Raw genomic sequence first — 16,682 nt, 5'->3', positions numbered from 1 at the left:
GCCGGCGGCGAGCGCGTAAACTCCGCGCTCCGTCCCCGGAGTGCTCGCCGTGACTGCCCCGCTACCCGCCCCGCTCGCTCCTGGTCATGCGCTGGTCACCGGCGGCGCCGGCTTCATCGGCAGCCATCTGGTCGACGGCCTGCTGGCGGATGGCTGGCAGGTAACGGTGATCGACAACTTCGATCCGTACTACCCGGAAGCGGTCAAGCGCCGCCACATTGCCGCGCAGCTCGACCACCCGCGCTACCGGCTGGTCGAGGTCGACATCCGCGACGGCGCCAAGCTGAACGCGCTGCTGACCGGCGATTACTCGGTGATCGTCCACCTGGCCGCCAAGGCTGGCGTGCGCAACTCGCTGACCGACCCGCTGGGCTACCAGATGACCAACGTCATCGGCACCCAGAACCTGCTGAGCTTCGCGCAGGCGCGTGGCATCAAGCCGTTCGTGTTCGGCTCCTCGTCGAGCGTGTACGGCAACTGCCCGCGGCTGCCGTGGAGCGAGTCGGATCTGGGCCTGACGCCGATCAATCCGTATGCCTCGACCAAGCTCGCCAACGAGCAGATGGGCTACGTCTATGCCGAAACTTTCGGCTTGCGCTTCGTCGGCCTGCGCTTCTTCACGGTGTTCGGCGAGCGCCAGCGGCCGGACCTGGCGATCCACAAGTTCGCCCGGCTGATGCTGGCGGGCAAGAGCATTCCGGTGTACGGCGACGGCTCGTCGGAGCGCGATTTCACCTACTGGGGCGATATCGTCGCCGGCGTGCGTGCGGCGATGGCCTTCGCCAGCGATCCGTCGAAGGCGAAGTACGCGGTGTTCAACCTCGGCAACAACCGCACCGTCGGCCTGCTGGAAATGATCCGGCAGATGGAGCAGGTGCTGAACGTCAAGGCCCAGATCGACTGGCAGCCCTGGCAGCCGGGCGAGATGCGGCGGACCTGGGCGGACATCCACGCCGCGCAGATCCAGCTTGGCTACCAGCCGGCCACCGATTTCGAGACCGGGCTGCGGCGCTTCGCCGACTGGCTGGCGGTGCAGCCCTGAAGCCTGCGGCACGCCGTGCCGCCGGGCTGGCGCTGAATCTCGGCGTCGTCTCGGCATTCGGTTACGCAGTCGAGCACTTCTGGGGCTGGGGCCGGCTTCTGGCGCCGTGGGCGCAGATCGCGCCGTCAACCCTGCTGCTGGCGATCTCCGGCATGCTCGCCAGCTATGCGCTGCGCGGCAGCCGCATCTACCTGGCCGAGCCGCAGATCCCGCGCGGCGCCTGGTTCAGCTGCCTGCGGCTGATCCTGGTCAACAACGCGCTGAACCTGCTGCTGCCGGCGCGGGCCGGCGAAGTCAGCTTCCCGGTGCTGATGCGGCGCTGGTTCGGCATCGACCTGGCGCAGGCAGCCGGCACGCTGTTCTGGCTGCGCCTGCTGGATCTGCACGTGCTGGCGACGGTCGCCGCCGCCTGCGCCGCTTCGGGCCTGCTGTCGCCGATCCGCGGGCTCAGCACACTGGCCTGGCTAGGCGCCGCAGCGGCGGCCTTTTCACCGCTGCTGCTGTTCGCGCTGCGGGCACCGCTGCAACGGCGATTTGCCGCGCGCAGCGGCACGCTCGCCGGGCTGATCGCCAAGGCGCTGGCCGGGCTGCCGACCCGGCCGGTCACCCTGGCACTGGACCTGGCGCTGACCTGGGCCGCCTGGGGCGTGAAGCTGGCCGCGCTCGGCATCGTGCTCGGCCTGCTGGCGCAGGTGTCGCCACTGGCCGGCACGCTCGGCGCCATCGGTGGCGATCTGTCGACGGTGCTGCCGCTGCATGCGCCCGGCGGCTTCGGCACTTACGAAGCCGGAGCGATGGCGCTGCTGCTGCCCGCTTCGGGTCAGACCGACGTCGGGCCGCTGCTGGCGGCTGCCGTCAACCTGCATCTGCTGGTGCTGACCACGGCGTTGATCGCCGGGGCGCTGGCCTGGCTGGCCACGCCCCGGCGCTGATCCTGACGCCGGCCCAACCTCAGGCCGGCGCGGCCATCGCGGCAGCCAGCAGCGCATGGGCCCGCTCGCGGGTCGCGGCATCGGCCAATTCCGGGCGCCCGGTGCCGAACGGCGGCGCCGGCGCGTACTCCATAATAAGCTCCAGTGTCCTGCCGGTATCGGCGCCGGCCCACTGGCCAGCCACGGTCAGGCCGAAGTCGATGCCCGAGGTGATGCCGCCGCCGCTCATGCGGTTACGGTCGATGCAGACCCGCTCTTCGGATGGAATCGCGCCGAAGTTCGTCAGTTGCTCGCGGGCGCCCCAGTGGCAGGCGGCCCGGTAGCCGTGCAGCAGGCCGGCCGCGCCGAGGATCAGCGAACCGGTGCAGACGCTGGTCACCCACTTGGCCCGCTCGCCGCGCGCCGCAACGAAAGCCAGCACGTCCGGCTGGCCGAGCAGTGCCAGCGTGGCGTAGGCACCGCCGCCGACGAACAGCACGTCTGGGTCGGTGGCGGCATCGGAAAAGTCATGGGTAGCGACCACCGGCAGTCCGCAATCGGTCGCGACCGGGCCTTTGTCGCGCCAGACGAACTGGACTTCGGCGCCGGGCAGAAAGCTCCAGACCTGCATCGGGCCGACCAGGTCGAGCAGGGTCATCTGCGGGTACAGCAGGGCAACGATCTTCATGCGCTTCTCCGGGTTGATCAGGCGGCGGCACGCAGCGCCAGTTCCTCGCCCACGGCGCGCGCCACCGCCGGGCGTTGCAGTTGTACCGCATGCCAGTCGGCAAGCACCGGCCAGCGCTTCAGGTCCACGCCGCCCGGGGCCGCCCAGTTCAGCGCGGTGACCAGGTAGGCATCGGCGACGGTGAAGCGATCGCCGACCAGGTAGGCGCGGTCCTTCAGGTGCCCCGACAGATGCTCGAAACGGATCGGCAATGCGACCTCGCGGGCGAAGGTCTTGGCCTCGATCGGCACCGCCGGGTTGAACAGCGTGTAGAAGACCTGCTTGTGGACCTCGGCAGCGATGTAGTTCAGCCACTGCTGCAGGCGATAGCGGGCAAACTCGCCGGCCGGCGGCGCCAGCCCGGAAGCCGGGGCGCGATCGGCGACGTACTGCAGGATCGCGACCCCTTCGGTCAGGATCTCGCCATCGTCGCAGACCAGCGCTGGCACTTGGCCTTTCGGATTGATGGCGCGGTAGTCCGCTCCAGTTCTGGTCCGCTTGGTCGACAACACGACCTCATGAAAACCGGCGGTCTGCTCGCTTTCGTATAACGCGATGCGGGTCGCCAGCGAACAGGACAGCGGTGCAAAGTAAAGGTCCATCGGGGTCTCCTCGGTCGCACGTCGTATGGCAGCGAGCGAGGCCCGATGCCGATATTTTTGTACTGTCTTGTAGTAAATTAGCCGGAACCGTGAATTCAATGCAAGACAGTACAAAAACAGATGGGCGCCGCCACCGGGGACGCCCACGCCGGATCAGCCCCGGCGCGGCGCTCGACGGCGCCCTCGACGCCTTCTGGACCAGCGGCTACAACGGCACCACGCTCGACGACCTGAGCGCCGCCACCGGCATGAACCGGCCCAGCCTGTACGCCACCTTCGGCGACAAGCGGCATCTGTACCTGCACGCGCTGGGCCGCTTCGGGCAGATGATGGAAGCGGCGGTGAAATCAGCGCTCGACGAGGCGCCGACGATCCGCGAAGCGCTGACACGCTTCTACGGTGGCGCGCTTGGCGTCTATCTGTCCGGCAGCACGGAAGCACGCGGCTGCTTCGTGATCTGCACGGCAACCGTCGAGGCGCCGCAGGAGCCGGAGATCCGGCAGGCGCTGCAGACGGTGCTGGCCTTGATCGACGCACTGCTGGCGGCGCGTTTCCGGCAGGCAGTCGATGCCGGTGAACTGCCGGCGGATACCGATGTCGACATCCTCGGCGCCCTGGCGGCGGCGACCCTGCACAGCCTGGCGGTTCGGGCGCGTGCCGGCACGCCAAGGGCTGCACTGGAGGCGCTGGTGACGGCGTCGATCGACCGATTGCTGCACCCCGCCCACTGAGGCGCGCGGCGGTCGGCCATACGGAGCCGGATGCTAAGATTCGCGTCCCTCCCGCACTGCAACACATCGAAAACCATGGCGCACAGCCTGTCGATCGTGATTCCGATGTACCGCGAGCAGGACAACGTGGCCCCGATGCTGGCCCGGGTCCATGAAGGCCTGGCCGGCTATCCCGGCCCCTGGGAGCTGATCTGCGTCGACGACGGCAGCCTCGACGACACCGGCAAGCGGCTGCTGGCCGAGGGCGCCAAGTACGGTCCGCATGTGCGGGTGATCCGCTTCGCCCGCAACAACGGCCAGACCACGGCGATGCAGGCCGGCATCGATGCCGCCCGCGGCGAGGTCATCGCCACGCTCGACGGCGATCTGCAGAATGATCCGGCCGACATCCCGCGGATGGTCGAGGAAATGTTCGCCCGCGATCTGGATCTGTTGACCGGCTACCGCGCCAATCGCCAGGACGCCTGGATGAGCCGCAAGCTGCCGTCGAAGCTCGCCAACAAGCTGATCGCCCGGGTCACCGGCGTGAAGATCCGCGACTACGGCTGCAGCCTGAAGGTCTACAAGGCCAGCGTCATCAAGCAGGTGCGGCTGTACGGCGAGATGCACCGCTTCATTCCGGTCTGGGCGGCGATGGTCACCAGCCCGACGCGGATCGGCGAAACGGCCGTGGGCCATGCCGCGCGCCAGTTCGGTGAAAGCAAGTACGGCATCTCGCGCACCTTCCGCGTGGTGCTCGACCTGCTGACGGTGTTTTTCTTCCTGCGCTTCCGCGCCCGTCCCGGCCACTTCTTCGGCTCGATCGGCTTGGCGCTCGGCTTCATCGGCGGCGCGGCGATGAGCTGGCTCGGCGTGGTCAAGTTCGTGCTCGGCGAGTCGATCGGCAACCGGCCCCTGTTCCTGGTCGCGATCCTGCTGCTGGTGTTCTCGATCCAGTTCCTGACCACCGGCCTGATCGCCGAAATGCTGTCGCGGGTGTTCTACCAGCGCTCCGAAGGCCCGCTGACGGTGGCCAGCGGCGCGCCCGGCGGCGCCGACGACAACTGGCGGCTGCTGCGCAATCCGCAAGCGCCGAACCTGCTGGACAGCGAAGAGGCCTTGCAGCGCGATGCTTGAGCAGGACCGCCTGAATGGCGCGCAGATCAGCTTCCTGTTCGTCGCGATCCTGATCGGCTTCTGGTCGAACCTGTGGGCGGTGCCGCTGTTCGATCTCGATGAAGGCGCCTTCAGCCAGGCCACCAGCGAACTGCTGGCCTCCGGCCACTGGCTGACCACGACGCTGAACGGCGAGCCCCGCTACGACAAGCCGATCCTGATCTACTGGGCGCAGGCGGCGTCGGTGCTGCTGTTCGGCAAGACCGAACTCGGTTTCCGCTTTCCGTCGGCGCTGTGCGCCACCGCCTGGTGCTTCATGGCGTTCCGCGCCACGTTCGCGTTCACGGCATCGCTGAACGCTGCGATCGTCGCCGCCAGCGCCGTGGCACTGAGCCTGATGGCCAGCATCATCGGCCACGCCGCCATCGCCGACGCGATGCTGAACCTGTGGATCGCGGCGGCGATGTTCGACATCTACCGCCACTACCTCGAACCGACCCGCCGACGGCTGCTGCGCGTCTATCTGTGGATGGGTCTCGGCTTCCTGACCAAGGGGCCGATCGCCATCGCCTTGCCGGTGATCGTCAGCCTTGCCTTCTACCTCCTGCAGCGGCAGCCACTGCGCTGGCTCAAGGCGGTGATTGATCCCTACGGCTGGCTGGTGCTGCTGGCGACGGTCTCGATCTGGATGGTGCCGCTGGCGCTGAGCGGCCAGACCGACTTCTTCTTCCACTTCCTGTTCGATCACAACCTGACCCGCTACGGCTCCACGCTGCAGGGCCACGGCGGCAAGCCCTGGTACTACCTGCTGGCGCTGCCGCTGATCGTCATGCCGTTCACCGCACTGCTGTCCGGCGTGTTCGCGCGCCTGCGGCGGCCGGATGCGCTCGACCGCTACCTGCTGCTGTGGTTCGGCGTGGTGTTCGTGTTCTTCTCGTTCTCCGGCACCCAGCTGCCGCACTACCTGCTGTACGGCTGCACGCCGCTGTTCCTGCTGTTCGGCCGTGCCTGGGACCGGCTGCCGGCGAAGTTCTGGACCCTGGCGCCGGCGCTGCTGTTCGCGCTGCTGCTGGCCAGCCTGCCGTGGCTGCTGCCGCTGGTGCCGGTCGACACCGATCGCCCGTACGAAGCCGGCATCGTCAGCCTCGCCGCACGCTCGTTCACGCTGGACTACACGATCCTCAGTGCCCTGGTCCTGGGCGCGATTCTGGTGCTGCTGCTGCGCAAATCGGTGCCAGCCTGGCAGGCGTTGCTCGGCACCGGGCTGGCGCTGACCATGCAGGTCTGGTTCGGCGTGGTGCCGGTGCTGGCCGCCGCCCAGCAGGTGCCGGTGCAGGAAGCCGCGCAGCGCGCCCGGGACATCGGCGCGCCGGTGGTCAGCTATCGCACCTTCCTGCCGACCTTCAGCGTCTACCGTGGCGACATCACCCCGAATCGCCTGCCGGCGCCCGGCGAACTGGTGTTCGTCAAGCTGGACCGGATTCCCGACCTGCAGCGCGAACTCGGCGCCGAAGTGACCTTGATCCCGGAGTTCAAGAAGGGCGGTGTGGCGCTGCTGTTGCGGCAGGGCGCGGGCGGCAATTGAATCCATCGGTCCGATGCCCACGGCGAAACAATCGCAACGCTGGCGCATCTGGCTCCGCTACTCGCTCCGAATCGCGACCGCTGCCGCTATGGTCTACGGTCTCGCCATGTTCGCCGTGGTGTACTTCGCGTTCTCGACAGCTTGCGTAAACGAGTCGCTTCAGGACATTCCATCGCCGGACGGACAACACCGAGTCGTTATCTTTCAACGCGATTGCGGCGCGACCACCGGGTTTTCGACCCAAGCCTCACTGCTGTCCGAACAGCAAACGCTGAATGACCGCAGCGCGAATCTTTTCATCGCCGACACCAACCACGGGGCAGCACCGTCCGGACCTGGTGGCGGTCCGGCGGTCAATGCGGTCTGGCTTGATGCGCAGCATCTGCAGCTGAGCCATCACCCCAACGCGCGCATATTCCTGGCCACACCGCAACTCGATGGCGTGCAGATCAAATTCCTGACAACAGTGGCTCGGCCGGAACACGATTGAGCCCGCATCCGGCGCGTCATGCCTGGCATTACCAGAAGCGTTCCGACGTCGGAACGCAAAACGGCCCGCCAAAGGCGAGCCGTCTTTCACTTCCGGAATCAGGTGGCCCGCGCCAGCGACACCCCGGCGCCCGACTGCACCGCTACCGTTGCTCCCTTCCGGGCCTGGCGGGGTTCACGGCTTGCCGTCGCGGGGGCACCGGCGCGGACCGGCGCGGATTGTCCGCTCTGCGGACGCCAAGCTCAAGCATAATTTCTGCATGGGACTTTCAAGGCACGGCGTCACAGGACGATCGAGCGATCGTCATCAGCCGTAGCCAGACCTGTTGCATGCTTCGCACCGCGTTGCAGCAATGCCCATCCCGTCACGACCTCACCTGAAACCATGACCCTGCGCCTCCCCTGCTTCAAGGCCTACGACATCCGCGGCCGCGTTCCCGATGAACTCAATGTCGACGTCGCCTACCGGCTCGGTCTGGCCTATGCCGCGGCGTTCAAGCCGAAGCGCGTGGCGCTGGGCCGCGACGTGCGGCTGTCGAGCGGCGAGCTGCTCAATGCGCTGGCCCACGGCCTGGTCGAGGGCGGCGTGGAAGTGGTCGACATCGGCCTCGGCGGCACCGAAGAGGTCTACTTCGCGTCGTTCCAGCCGGGCATTGACGGCGGCATCATGGTCACCGCCAGCCACAATCCGATGGATTACAACGGCATGAAGCTGGTCAAGGGCGGCGCGATCCCGATTTCCGGCGATACCGGCCTGCGGGCGCTGGAGGAAGCCACCGCCGCATCGACGGCCACGGCCCCGACCGGTGAAGCGACGCGCACGCATCACGACTACCGCCCGGACTACGTCAAGCATCTGCTGGGCTATGTCGACCCGAAGGCATTGAAGCCGCTGAAGATCGTTGTCGATGCCGGCAACGGCTCCGCCGGTCTGGTGATCGACGCGCTGGAAAAGCACCTGCCGTTCCAGTTCATCAAGATCCACCACGAGCCGGATGGCACCTTCCCGAACGGCATCCCCAACCCGCTGCTGCCGGAAATGCGCTCGGCGACCGCCGCGGCGGTGATCGAGCACAAGGCCGATTTCGGCGTCGCCTGGGACGGTGATTTCGACCGCTGCTTCCTGTTCGACGAGAAGGGCGGCTTCATCGAGGGCTATTACATCGTCGGCCTGCTCGCCGAAGCGCTGCTGAAGCTGGAGCCGGGCGCCAAGATCATCCACGACCCGCGCCTGACCTGGAACACCGTGGACATGGTGGAAACCGCCGGTGGCCGTCCGATCCAGTCGAAGACCGGCCATGCCTTCATCAAGGAGCGCATGCGTCTGGAAAACGCGATCTACGGCGGCGAGATGAGCGCCCATCACTACTTCCGCGACTTCGCCTACTGCGACAACGGCAACATCCCGTGGCTGCTGGTGGCCGGCCTGATCTCGGCCAGCGGCAAGACGCTGTCGCAACTGGTCGAGGACCGCCAGGCCAAGTTCCCGGCCTCAGGCGAGATCAACCGCAAGGTGGCCGACGTCAAGGGCACGATCGCCAAGGTCGAAGCGGTGTACGCCGGCCTGCCGGGCGCGGTGGTCGAGAAGGTCGACGGCCTGTCGGTCGCCTATCCGGAATGGCGCTTCAACCTGCGGGGCTCGAACACCGAGCCGGTGCTGCGCCTGAATGTGGAGTCGCGCGCCAACCCGGCGCTGATGGAAGCCAAGACTGCGGAGCTGCTGGCCCTGATCGACGCCGCATGAGTCACTTCCGTCGCGGCGCGCCCGGCGCCCTTCCCGATCCGCGCGTCGCGACGCTCCGAATCCGCCGATGAGTACCCTGAAGTCGCGCGCAACGGCCGTTGCGCGCGTGGTGGGGGCGGCGCTGCGCGTCGTGCTGATAGCCACGTCAGTCTGGGTGGGGCGGATCGACCCCCACCACGCGCCGTGCGGCGTCGTCAACCTGAGCCTGGTGCTGCTGCCGTTCGCGCTGCTGCTGGCACTGACCGGACGCTGGGTCTGGAGCCTGTCGGGCGCCGCTGCGCTGACGCTGTTCCTGTACGGCATGGGCGAGCTGAAGTTCGTCTATTTCTACACCCGGCTGATCGTCGCCGACTGGGCCTTCGTGTCAGAGCCGGCGAACTGGACCATCGTCCGCCAGTACCCGCGCATCCACACGGTGCTCGGCCTGTTCGCCGTCGGCGCCAGCCTGCTGGTGATCGATGCGATCTGGGCCTCCCGCCGCCATCGCGTCGCCAGCCGCTGGCAGCGGCTGACCGCGCTGCTGGTGGTGGTGGCCTTGTCGGCCACGCTGTACGGCGCGCGCAAGCACCACACCTGGGAAGTGTTCACCGACGACGCCGACTGCGGCACCGCCCACCGCTGCGGGCTGGCCGCGCGGCTCTTGTACTCGGTGCAGATGTTCGAGTTCGAACTGCCGAGTCACGCCGGCGATCCGACCCTGTTCCTGCAGGGCGAGGCGGCGCTGCCGCCGTTGCCGGACGTGCCGCTGGCCCGGCCGCCGGACATCCTGCTGTGGCTGAACGAATCCACCTTCGATCCGCGCCAGTTCAAGCTGCCCGGCGCGAAGCTGCCGAAGTACGGCATGTTCGAGCCGGCAGCGAACACCAAGGCGATCGGCCCGCTGCGCGTGCACACCTTCGGCGGCAAGACCTGGCTGTCGGAGTTCTCGGTACTGACCGGACTGGTGCCGGACGATTTCGGCGTGCAGCGGACGCTGGTCTTCAACAGCGTCGGCCCCGACACCCGCAGCAACCTGTTCCGGCTGCTGAAGGCCAACGGCTACCGCAGCGTGGTGCTGATGCCGACCTTCAAGCGCTTCTACGGCGCCGCGCTCACCTACGAGGGCATGGGCGCGGACGAGATCCTGACCCTGCGCGACTTCCCCGAATACGACCGCTTCCCCGGCGACGAGTGGGACATCGCCGAAACGCCGCGCATGGCCGAGGCGGCGCTGAAGATCGTCCGTGAACATCGCGCCGGGCCGCACGCGGCGCAGCCGCTGTTCCTGTACTTCCTGTCGGTCAAGGAACACGCGCCGTACGACAAGCACACGAAGATCGGCTTCCGGCTCGACAAGGCCGGCATCTCGAAGCCGCTTGCCGGCCGGCTGACCGACTACGCGCAGCGGCTGCAGACGCTTGACGCTGCCGTGGCGACGCTCGACCACAGCCTGCTTGCGAAGGACGCGCCACCGACCCTGCTGGCCTGGTTCGGCGACCATCAGGCGTACTACGAGCATCCCTCGCCGCCTTACCGATTCGACGTCCCCGAGCCGAGGAACGTCACCCAGTTCCAGATCCGGGCCAACTACGCGGTCGACCGCCAGCTGGCGCTGCCGCTGACCGACATCGCGCTGCTGCCCGGCCTGATCGCCGACCTCGCCGGCGTCGATCGCGACCAGAACTTCCAGACCCAGTCGGCGATGCGCCGGCTGTGCGCCGGCGCGCTGGAAGACTGCCCGGACAAGGCCTTGCTCGGCAGCTACAAGGCACGGCTGTTCGGCCGCGAAGTCGGCCTGTTCCCGGCTGACGAATAGACACCCGATGCGACCAGGCCCGGTTGCCCGGGCCTTGTCGTTTCCGCCGTCAGCCGCGTCGCCGCGTCTGCGCCAGCCGCCGTACCGTGTCGGCCAGCAGGTCGAGTTCCTCGAAGGTGTTGTAGAAGGCGAGGCTGGGACGCACGGTGAACTCAAGCCCGAAACGCCGCAGGATCGGCTGCGCGCAGTGGTGGCCGGTGCGCACCGCGATGCCTTCCTCGGACAGCGCCTGCCCCACTTCCGCGGTCGTGAAACCATCGAGCACGAAGCTCATCACGCTGGTCTTGTGGGCGGCGGTGCCGATCATGCACAGCCCCGGAATGCGGCACAGCCGATCGGTGCCGTACTCGAGCAGGTCGTGCTCCGCACGTGCGATGTTCTCGATGCCGATCCGCTCGACGTAATCGAGCGCCGCCCCCAGCCCCACCGCATCGGCGATGTTGCCGGTGCCGGCTTCGAAGCGTGCCGGCGGACCGTGGTAGACGGTCTTCTCGAAGGTCACGTCCTCGATCATGTTGCCGCCGCCCTGGTACGGCGGCGTGTGTTCGAGGATGTCCCGCTTGCCGTAGACGACACCGATGCCGGTCGGCCCGAACACCTTGTGACCGGAGAACACGAAGAAATCGGCGTCCAGCGCCTGCACGTCGACCTTCATGTGCGACACCGACTGCGCGCCGTCGATCAGCACCTTGGCCCCGGCCCGATGCGCGAGGTCGATGATCTCCTTGACCGGCACCACGGTGCCGAGCGCGTTCGAGACCTGGGTGACGGACACGATCCGCGTGCGGTGGCTGAGCAGCTTCTGGTACTCGTCGAGCCGCACCTGGCCGGTGTTGTCGACCGGGATCACGCGCAGCACCGCGCCCTTCTCGGCCGCCAGCATCTGCCAGGGCACGATGTTGGCGTGATGCTCCAGATGCGAGATCACGATCTCGTCACCTTCGCCGATGTTCTGCTTGCCCCAGCTCTGAGCCACCAGATTGATCGCCTCGGTGGTGCCGCGCACGAAGATGATCTCGTCCGGGCTGGGTGCGCCGATGAACTTCGCCACCTTCTTGCGCGCCGCCTCGTAGGCATCGGTCGCGCGCGCCGCCAGCTCGTGCGCAGCGCGATGGATGTTGGAATTCTCGTGCGCGTAGAAGTGGGCGATCCGGTCGATCACCGACTGCGGCTTCTGCGTGGTCGCCGCGTTGTCGAGCCAGACCAGCGGCTTGCCGCCATTGACCCGGGTCTGCAGGATCGGGAAATCGCGGCGGATCGTGGCGACATCGAAAACGCCACGCCCTGGCGCGAGCTTCGGGTTGGCGGCCGGCTTCGCGCTGCCCAGACCGGTGGCCAGGTCGGCGAAATAGAAGCTCGGTGCCGACGGACTGGCGGGTGCCGATGGCGCGGCCGGTGGCGTCGCCGGAATCCTCGCCGGCGCGGCAAGACCGAACGGATCGGACAGGCCGTCGAGCTTCAGCGGTGGCGCCGCCGGCACGCCGCCGGTCGACACTGCTTCGCCGAGGAAGTAGTACGGACTGCTCGGTGGCTGCGCCGATGACGGCACGGCCGCGTCCGACAGGTTCGGCACCGGTGCGGCGCCGGGAAGCAGCGCCGCCACGCCTTCAGTGACGCCGGCGAGACCGCTGCCGCCTTTCGGCAGCGCCGGCAATACGGTGCTCTGCAGGCCGTGCAGATCCGGCGTCTGCGCCTGCACCGGCAGCACGCGCGGCGTGATGAACGACGGCGGCGTCGCCAGTTCGGCGGCGCCGGGCTGCGTGGTGCGCAGCGGCGGCGTCATCTGCAAGGTGGTGGCCACCGGCAGGGGATTGTTGTGACCGGCGACCGGAATGCCGCCGGGCGGCAACGGCGACGCCAGATTGATGGGACCGCTCGGCGCTGCCGGCGCCTGACCGAATGCCGGTTCGGCACCCGGCGGCGCGCTGAACATGGCATTGGCCAGCGCCTGCAGCACCGACGGATCGAGACCGCTGCCCGAGACACTCATGGGAGCCCCGGGACCTTACTTGTAGGTGTCGGGGTAGTCGTGGAACTTGTTGATTTCCACATCTTCCAGCACGGCCAGCGCATCGTCGGTCAGCACCGCCAGCGAGCAGTACAGCGAGATCAGATAGGAGGCGACCGCATGGTCGTCGATGCCCATCAGGCGCACCGACAGGCCCGGGCTCTGCTCGCCCGGCAGACCCGGCTGGAACAGGCCGATGACGCCCTGCCGCTTCTCGCCGACCCGCATCAGGATGATCTTCGACTTGCCGTCGGCGATCGGCAGCTTGTCGCTCGGAATCAGCGGCACGCCGCGCCAGGTGATGAACTGCGAGCCGAACAGGGACACCGTCGGCGGCGGCACGCCACGGCGGGTGCACTCGCGGCCGAACGCGGCGATCGCCAGCGGATGAGCGAGGAAGAACGCCGGCTCCTTCCAGACCTTGGTCAGCAGCTCGTCCATGTCGTCAGGCGTCGGCGCGCCAGTCAGCGGATAGACGCGCTGCGACTCGGCGACGTTGGCCAGAAGGCCATAGTCCGGGTTGTTGATCAGCTCGGATTCCTGACGCTCCTTGATCGTTTCTATGATCAGGCGCAGCTGTTCCTTGATCTGGTCGTTCGGGCTCGAATACAGATCCGACACACGGGTGTGGATGTTCAGCCGGGTGGCAACCTGCTTCAGCCAGTACTCGCGCGGCTGATCTTCGTAGTCGACGAAGGAATTCGGCAGCTGGCCGGATTCGGTCACCGAGCAGGCGGTGCGGATGTCGGCCGGATTCTTGACCTTGTTGACGCGGAACACGCCCGCTTCGACCGGCTGCCACTGCAGCAGATGGGTCAGCCAGCGTGGCGTGATGTTCGAATACTGCGCAACCGTCTTGGTGGTGTTGGCAAGCTTCCGGGCGGCAGCATCGCCCAGCGTCGGCAGGAGTTCGGTTTCAGCCATCGGAGATCCTCGTCAGATCGGTTCGGGAATATCGATAGATTGGCGAGGCATGATCGACCGGTCGACGGGATATCGTCCTCAGCTGGCAATCTTTTTGTCGGCCGCATCTGCCGCTTCGATACGAATGAGTTCTGAAGCAGGAATGCCGAGCGCCAGCGACAGCTTTTCCAGCGTCTGCAAGGTCGGGCTGACCACGCCGCGCTCGATGTCGCCGACGTAGCTGCGATCGAGCCCGGCCGTCGATGCCAGGCGTTCCTGCGACCAGCCCAGACGGGTACGGCTGGCGCGCAGCCTGCGGGCCAGCGCCTGCTGCAGCAGGCTGCGTTCAAGGCGTCCGGTGCTCATGCGCTGGCCGCCTGTTCGGAGCGCGCCTGGGTGATCTGGCTGCCGGGCGGCACGCTGCGGGTGAGCCAGACGTTGCCGCCGATGCTGGAACCGCGGCCGATGGTGATGCGGCCGAGGAGCGTGGCACCGGCGTAGATCACCACGCCGTCCTCGACGATCGGGTGGCGCGGCTGGCCCTTGACCAGGCTGCCGTCCTCACTCGCCTCGAAGCGCTTGGCGCCCAGCGTCACCGCCTGATAGAGGCGGACGTGCTCGCCGATCACCGCCGTTTCGCCGATCACCACGCCGGTGCCGTGGTCGATGAAGCAGTAGCGGCCGATCGAGGCGCCGGGGTGGATGTCGATGCCGGTTTCGGAATGGGCCAGTTCGGCGACGATCCGGGCCAGCAGCGGCAGATCCAGCGCATGCAGCCGGTGGGCGATGCGGTGATGGATCAGCGCCTGAATGCCGGGATAGCAGAGCAGCACTTCATCGACGCTGCGCGCGGCCGGATCGCCCTGGAAGGCGGCTTCGGCATCGGTGTCGAGCAGGGTGCGCAGGGTCGGCAGGCTGCGCGCGAAGTCGGCGATCCTGGCCTGCGCCTGCCGGAAGATCGCCGCCGGCGGATGGTCGGGATGTTCGCGCTGCCGGCTGGCCAGTTCCAGGCGCGCTTCCTCGACCAGCCCGTTCAGCGCGCGGTCGAGCGCGTGGCCGACGAAATAGTCCTCGCCTTCCCGCTTCAGGTCGGACGGGCCGAGGCGCAGCGGGAACAGCGCGCCGCGCAGCAGCTTCAGCTGCTCGCGGACGCGGTCCGGCGACGGGAACTCGCGATCACCGGAATCACGATCGCGACTGCTGCGATGGCGCCAGTCCTCGCGGGCTTCGCGCAGTTCGCGGACGATGGTCGGCAGATCCCAGTGCGGCGCCGGTTCTGAGGTGCTCATGCCGCCCAGCCCCCGTCAGTCCTGCAGCCAGGGCAGACCGTGATGACGCCAGCCGTTGAAGTGCCCGCGCTGGTCGTGTTCGTCGAGGTCGCCCTCGAATCCCTCCAGCACGTTGGCGATCTGGCTGAAGCCGGCCTTGACCGCCACCTCCAGCGCCTGCGCCGAGCGCTTGCCGCTGCGGCAGATCAGCAGCGTCGGCTGGTGCAGGCCCACCTTGGCTTCCAGTTCGCGGGCGAAGCGCGGATTGCGGGTCAGCGCAGTGCCGGTGGCCCAGGGCACGTGCAGGCTGTCCGGCACATGGCCGACGAACTTGCGCTCCTCGGCGGTGCGCACGTCGACCAGCACGGCCAGCCCGGCCTTGACCAGCCGCCAGGCTTCCACCGGATCGACACCGCCGGCATGCGGCAGCACGCTCGCGGGCGGAACCGCGCTGGCATCGAGCACAGGTCCGGCGGACCGCGAGCTGGCGTGAGAATCGAACGACATGAGGGCTCCTGGATCGGGGCCGCGCCAGGCTTCGGGAGCGAAGGCCGGCGCGGCGGTCCGGGCAATCTATGCGTCCGGCTCAGTCGTTCAAAGTAATAAGAATTGCTACGTTAATCTCTTAAAAGAATATTAAAGCGGCTCAGGGCAGCATCCGCGTCAGCGTGTCATCGCGGCGCACGTAGTGGTGATACAGCCCGGCCAGCGCGTGCAGGCCGATCAGGAAATAGCCGATCGTGCCGCCGGCCTCGTGCAGTTCCTCGAAGGCTTCGGCGTAGGTTTCGTTGGCGCCGAGCAGCGGCCCGATCTCGAACAGACCGAAGAACGGCAGCGCCTCGCCTTCGAAGCTCAGGATCAGCGCGCCGCCGATCGGCATGCCGATCATGAAGCCGTACAAGGCCAGGTGCGCGAGCTTGCCGGCCCGCTGCTGCCAGGCCGGCGGTGCCGGGCTGATGGCGGGCGCCGGGCCACCGGCCAGGCGGGCGGCGATGCGCACCCAGACCAGCGCGAACAACGTCAGGCCGATCGAGAAATGCAGCATCTTCACCAGCGCCCGCGGCTCGCTGCCTTTCGGGAATTCACCGCGGATCAGGATGAACGTGTAGCCGGCGATGATCAGCAGCAGCATCAACCAGTGCAGGCCGATGCTGAGGCGGCTGTAGCGGGCGGGCGACGTCATGTTCGGCAAGGCTCCTTGAGGGTTGTGAAACCGCTGGCGGGCAGTCTGCAGGGACCGCCATGAGCAACGGATGGACGACAGGTGAACAGGCGATGCAGCGAGCCGTCAGGCGTTCGGCAGACGCGGCCGGGCGGCGATCGCAAAGCCGTGGCCATGGCCGAGCAGATAGTCGAGCCACTTGGCCAGCATGTGGTTGCGACCCCACTGATCGTGCAGGTAATCGTGCGCCTGCGCGTCGCCGAAGATCTGCGCCAGCCAGGTCGGCCGCTGGCCGCAGTCGAGCGCCTCGGCGACCCGCGCATCGCGGTACACCTTGATCCACATGTCCGGCGCCAGCCGGCGCTCGCCATCGGCATCGCGGAACTCGTAGGTCAGCCGCAGCTCGGCGGTGTACGGCGCCCGCTCGACCACGGTCAGCACCAGCGGCAGGTCGGTCGGCGACTTCGACACCGCCCGCTCGAACGGCAGGTTCAGCTCCGGAATCAGCCGCTCCAGCAGCGCATAACTGCGTTCGTAGAGATCGACCAGATGGGCGATGCGGCGCGGCTGTCCGCAGCAGGGGCAATAGGGCTCGTGGGTGGTGATGTCGTGCGGCATGA

The 16,682-nt window shown here is 67.7% G+C and carries 17 protein-coding genes and 1 other RNA gene; 8 read left to right on the top strand and 10 right to left on the bottom strand.

Going from position 1 to position 16,682, the window contains the following annotated elements:
- The first annotated feature begins 49 nt into the window (after window positions 1–49).
- Together ACTIGJ_RS05920 and ACTIGJ_RS05915 are read left to right on the top strand one after the other, a co-directional pair.
- Window positions 50–1,042 (top strand): NAD-dependent epimerase/dehydratase family protein, encoded by a 993-nt coding sequence (locus ACTIGJ_RS05920; protein WP_439639354.1) that lies wholly within the window; start codon window positions 50–52, stop codon window positions 1,040–1,042.
- Window positions 937–1,974, top strand: coding sequence for a lysylphosphatidylglycerol synthase domain-containing protein (locus tag ACTIGJ_RS05915; protein ID WP_439639426.1), 1,038 nt, complete (start codon window positions 937–939; stop codon window positions 1,972–1,974). The genes ACTIGJ_RS05920 and ACTIGJ_RS05915 overlap by 106 nt, the downstream gene beginning before the upstream one ends.
- Before the next feature lie 19 nt (window positions 1,975–1,993).
- Here the strand turns inward: ACTIGJ_RS05915 and ACTIGJ_RS05910 are convergent, their stop codons facing one another.
- Together ACTIGJ_RS05910 and ACTIGJ_RS05905 are read right to left on the bottom strand one after the other, a co-directional pair.
- Window positions 1,994–2,641, bottom strand: coding sequence for a DJ-1/PfpI family protein (locus ACTIGJ_RS05910; RefSeq protein ID WP_439639353.1), 648 nt, complete (start codon window positions 2,639–2,641; stop codon window positions 1,994–1,996).
- Window positions 2,642–2,658: 17 nt separating this feature from the next.
- Window positions 2,659–3,282, bottom strand: coding sequence for a glutathione binding-like protein (locus tag ACTIGJ_RS05905; RefSeq protein ID WP_439639352.1), 624 nt, complete (start codon window positions 3,280–3,282; stop codon window positions 2,659–2,661).
- 98 nt (window positions 3,283–3,380) lie between these two features.
- Between ACTIGJ_RS05905 and ACTIGJ_RS05900 the strand changes: the two genes are divergently transcribed.
- The 4 genes from ACTIGJ_RS05900 (at window position 3,381) to ACTIGJ_RS05885 (ending at window position 7,183) form a co-directional block, all read left to right on the top strand.
- A complete protein-coding gene (locus ACTIGJ_RS05900) occupies window positions 3,381–4,013 on the top strand; it encodes a TetR/AcrR family transcriptional regulator (RefSeq protein WP_439639351.1) in 633 nt (210 codons plus the stop codon).
- 75 nt (window positions 4,014–4,088) lie between these two features.
- The gene (locus ACTIGJ_RS05895; protein WP_439639350.1) at window positions 4,089–5,129 is read left to right on the top strand and encodes a glycosyltransferase family 2 protein; all 1,041 of its coding nucleotides are present in this window, start codon (window positions 4,089–4,091) and stop codon (window positions 5,127–5,129) included.
- On the top strand, window positions 5,122–6,693 hold the full coding sequence (locus ACTIGJ_RS05890; protein WP_439639349.1) for an ArnT family glycosyltransferase: 1,572 nt from the start codon (window positions 5,122–5,124) through the stop codon (window positions 6,691–6,693). Before ACTIGJ_RS05895 ends, ACTIGJ_RS05890 begins: the two co-directional genes overlap by 8 nt.
- 13 nt (window positions 6,694–6,706) lie before the next feature.
- Complete coding sequence (locus ACTIGJ_RS05885; RefSeq protein WP_439639348.1) at window positions 6,707–7,183, top strand: DUF5412 family protein; 477 nt, start codon at window positions 6,707–6,709, stop codon at window positions 7,181–7,183.
- A 113-nt stretch (window positions 7,184–7,296) separates the two neighbouring features.
- Here the strand turns inward: ACTIGJ_RS05885 and ffs are convergent.
- Window positions 7,297–7,387: signal recognition particle sRNA small type (gene ffs / locus ACTIGJ_RS05880), an RNA gene on the bottom strand.
- Between the two features lie 180 nt (window positions 7,388–7,567).
- On the opposite strand from ffs, the gene ACTIGJ_RS05875 reads away from it, so the two are divergent.
- On the top strand, window positions 7,568–8,926 hold the full coding sequence (locus tag ACTIGJ_RS05875) for a phosphomannomutase (protein WP_439639347.1): 1,359 nt from the start codon (window positions 7,568–7,570) through the stop codon (window positions 8,924–8,926).
- 67 nt (window positions 8,927–8,993) lie between these two features.
- A complete protein-coding gene (locus ACTIGJ_RS05870) occupies window positions 8,994–10,721 on the top strand; it encodes a sulfatase-like hydrolase/transferase (protein WP_439639346.1) in 1,728 nt (575 codons plus the stop codon).
- 49 nt (window positions 10,722–10,770) lie between these two features.
- On the opposite strand, the gene ACTIGJ_RS05865 is transcribed toward ACTIGJ_RS05870, so the two are convergent.
- From ACTIGJ_RS05865 to ACTIGJ_RS05835, 7 genes are all read right to left on the bottom strand, one after another.
- Window positions 10,771–12,711 carry a family 2A encapsulin nanocompartment cargo protein cysteine desulfurase gene (locus tag ACTIGJ_RS05865; RefSeq protein ID WP_439639345.1) on the bottom strand — a complete coding sequence of 647 codons (1,941 nt, stop codon included), beginning with the start codon at window positions 12,709–12,711 and terminating at the stop codon, window positions 10,771–10,773.
- A 15-nt stretch (window positions 12,712–12,726) separates the two neighbouring features.
- On the bottom strand, window positions 12,727–13,653 hold the full coding sequence (locus ACTIGJ_RS05860) for a family 2A encapsulin nanocompartment shell protein (RefSeq protein WP_439639344.1): 927 nt from the start codon (window positions 13,651–13,653) through the stop codon (window positions 12,727–12,729).
- A 78-nt stretch (window positions 13,654–13,731) separates the two neighbouring features.
- Window positions 13,732–13,998 (bottom strand): helix-turn-helix domain-containing protein, encoded by a 267-nt coding sequence (locus ACTIGJ_RS05855; RefSeq protein WP_439639343.1) that lies wholly within the window; start codon window positions 13,996–13,998, stop codon window positions 13,732–13,734.
- Window positions 13,995–14,921: a serine O-acetyltransferase EpsC gene (gene epsC / locus ACTIGJ_RS05850; protein WP_439639342.1), complete on the bottom strand. Its 927-nt coding sequence runs from the start codon at window positions 14,919–14,921 to the stop codon at window positions 13,995–13,997. The genes ACTIGJ_RS05855 and epsC overlap by 4 nt, the downstream gene beginning before the upstream one ends.
- A gap of 15 nt (window positions 14,922–14,936) precedes the next feature.
- Entirely contained in the window at window positions 14,937–15,407 is a 471-nt protein-coding gene (locus ACTIGJ_RS05845) for a rhodanese-like domain-containing protein (protein ID WP_439639341.1), read from the bottom strand.
- Between the two features lie 139 nt (window positions 15,408–15,546).
- The gene (locus tag ACTIGJ_RS05840; protein WP_439639340.1) at window positions 15,547–16,083 is read right to left on the bottom strand and encodes a cytochrome b; all 537 of its coding nucleotides are present in this window, start codon (window positions 16,081–16,083) and stop codon (window positions 15,547–15,549) included.
- 105 nt (window positions 16,084–16,188) lie between these two features.
- Window positions 16,189–16,680 carry a DUF1249 domain-containing protein gene (locus tag ACTIGJ_RS05835; protein WP_439639339.1) on the bottom strand — a complete coding sequence of 164 codons (492 nt, stop codon included), beginning with the start codon at window positions 16,678–16,680 and terminating at the stop codon, window positions 16,189–16,191.
- Between the last annotated feature and the right edge of the window lie 2 nt (window positions 16,681–16,682).

It is taken from the genome of Nevskia sp., assembly GCF_051860985.1.
Lineage (GTDB): Bacteria > Pseudomonadota > Gammaproteobacteria > Nevskiales > Nevskiaceae > Nevskia.
Note: the sequence above shows the minus strand (reverse complement) of the source record. Positions and strands in the feature narration are given on the sequence as shown.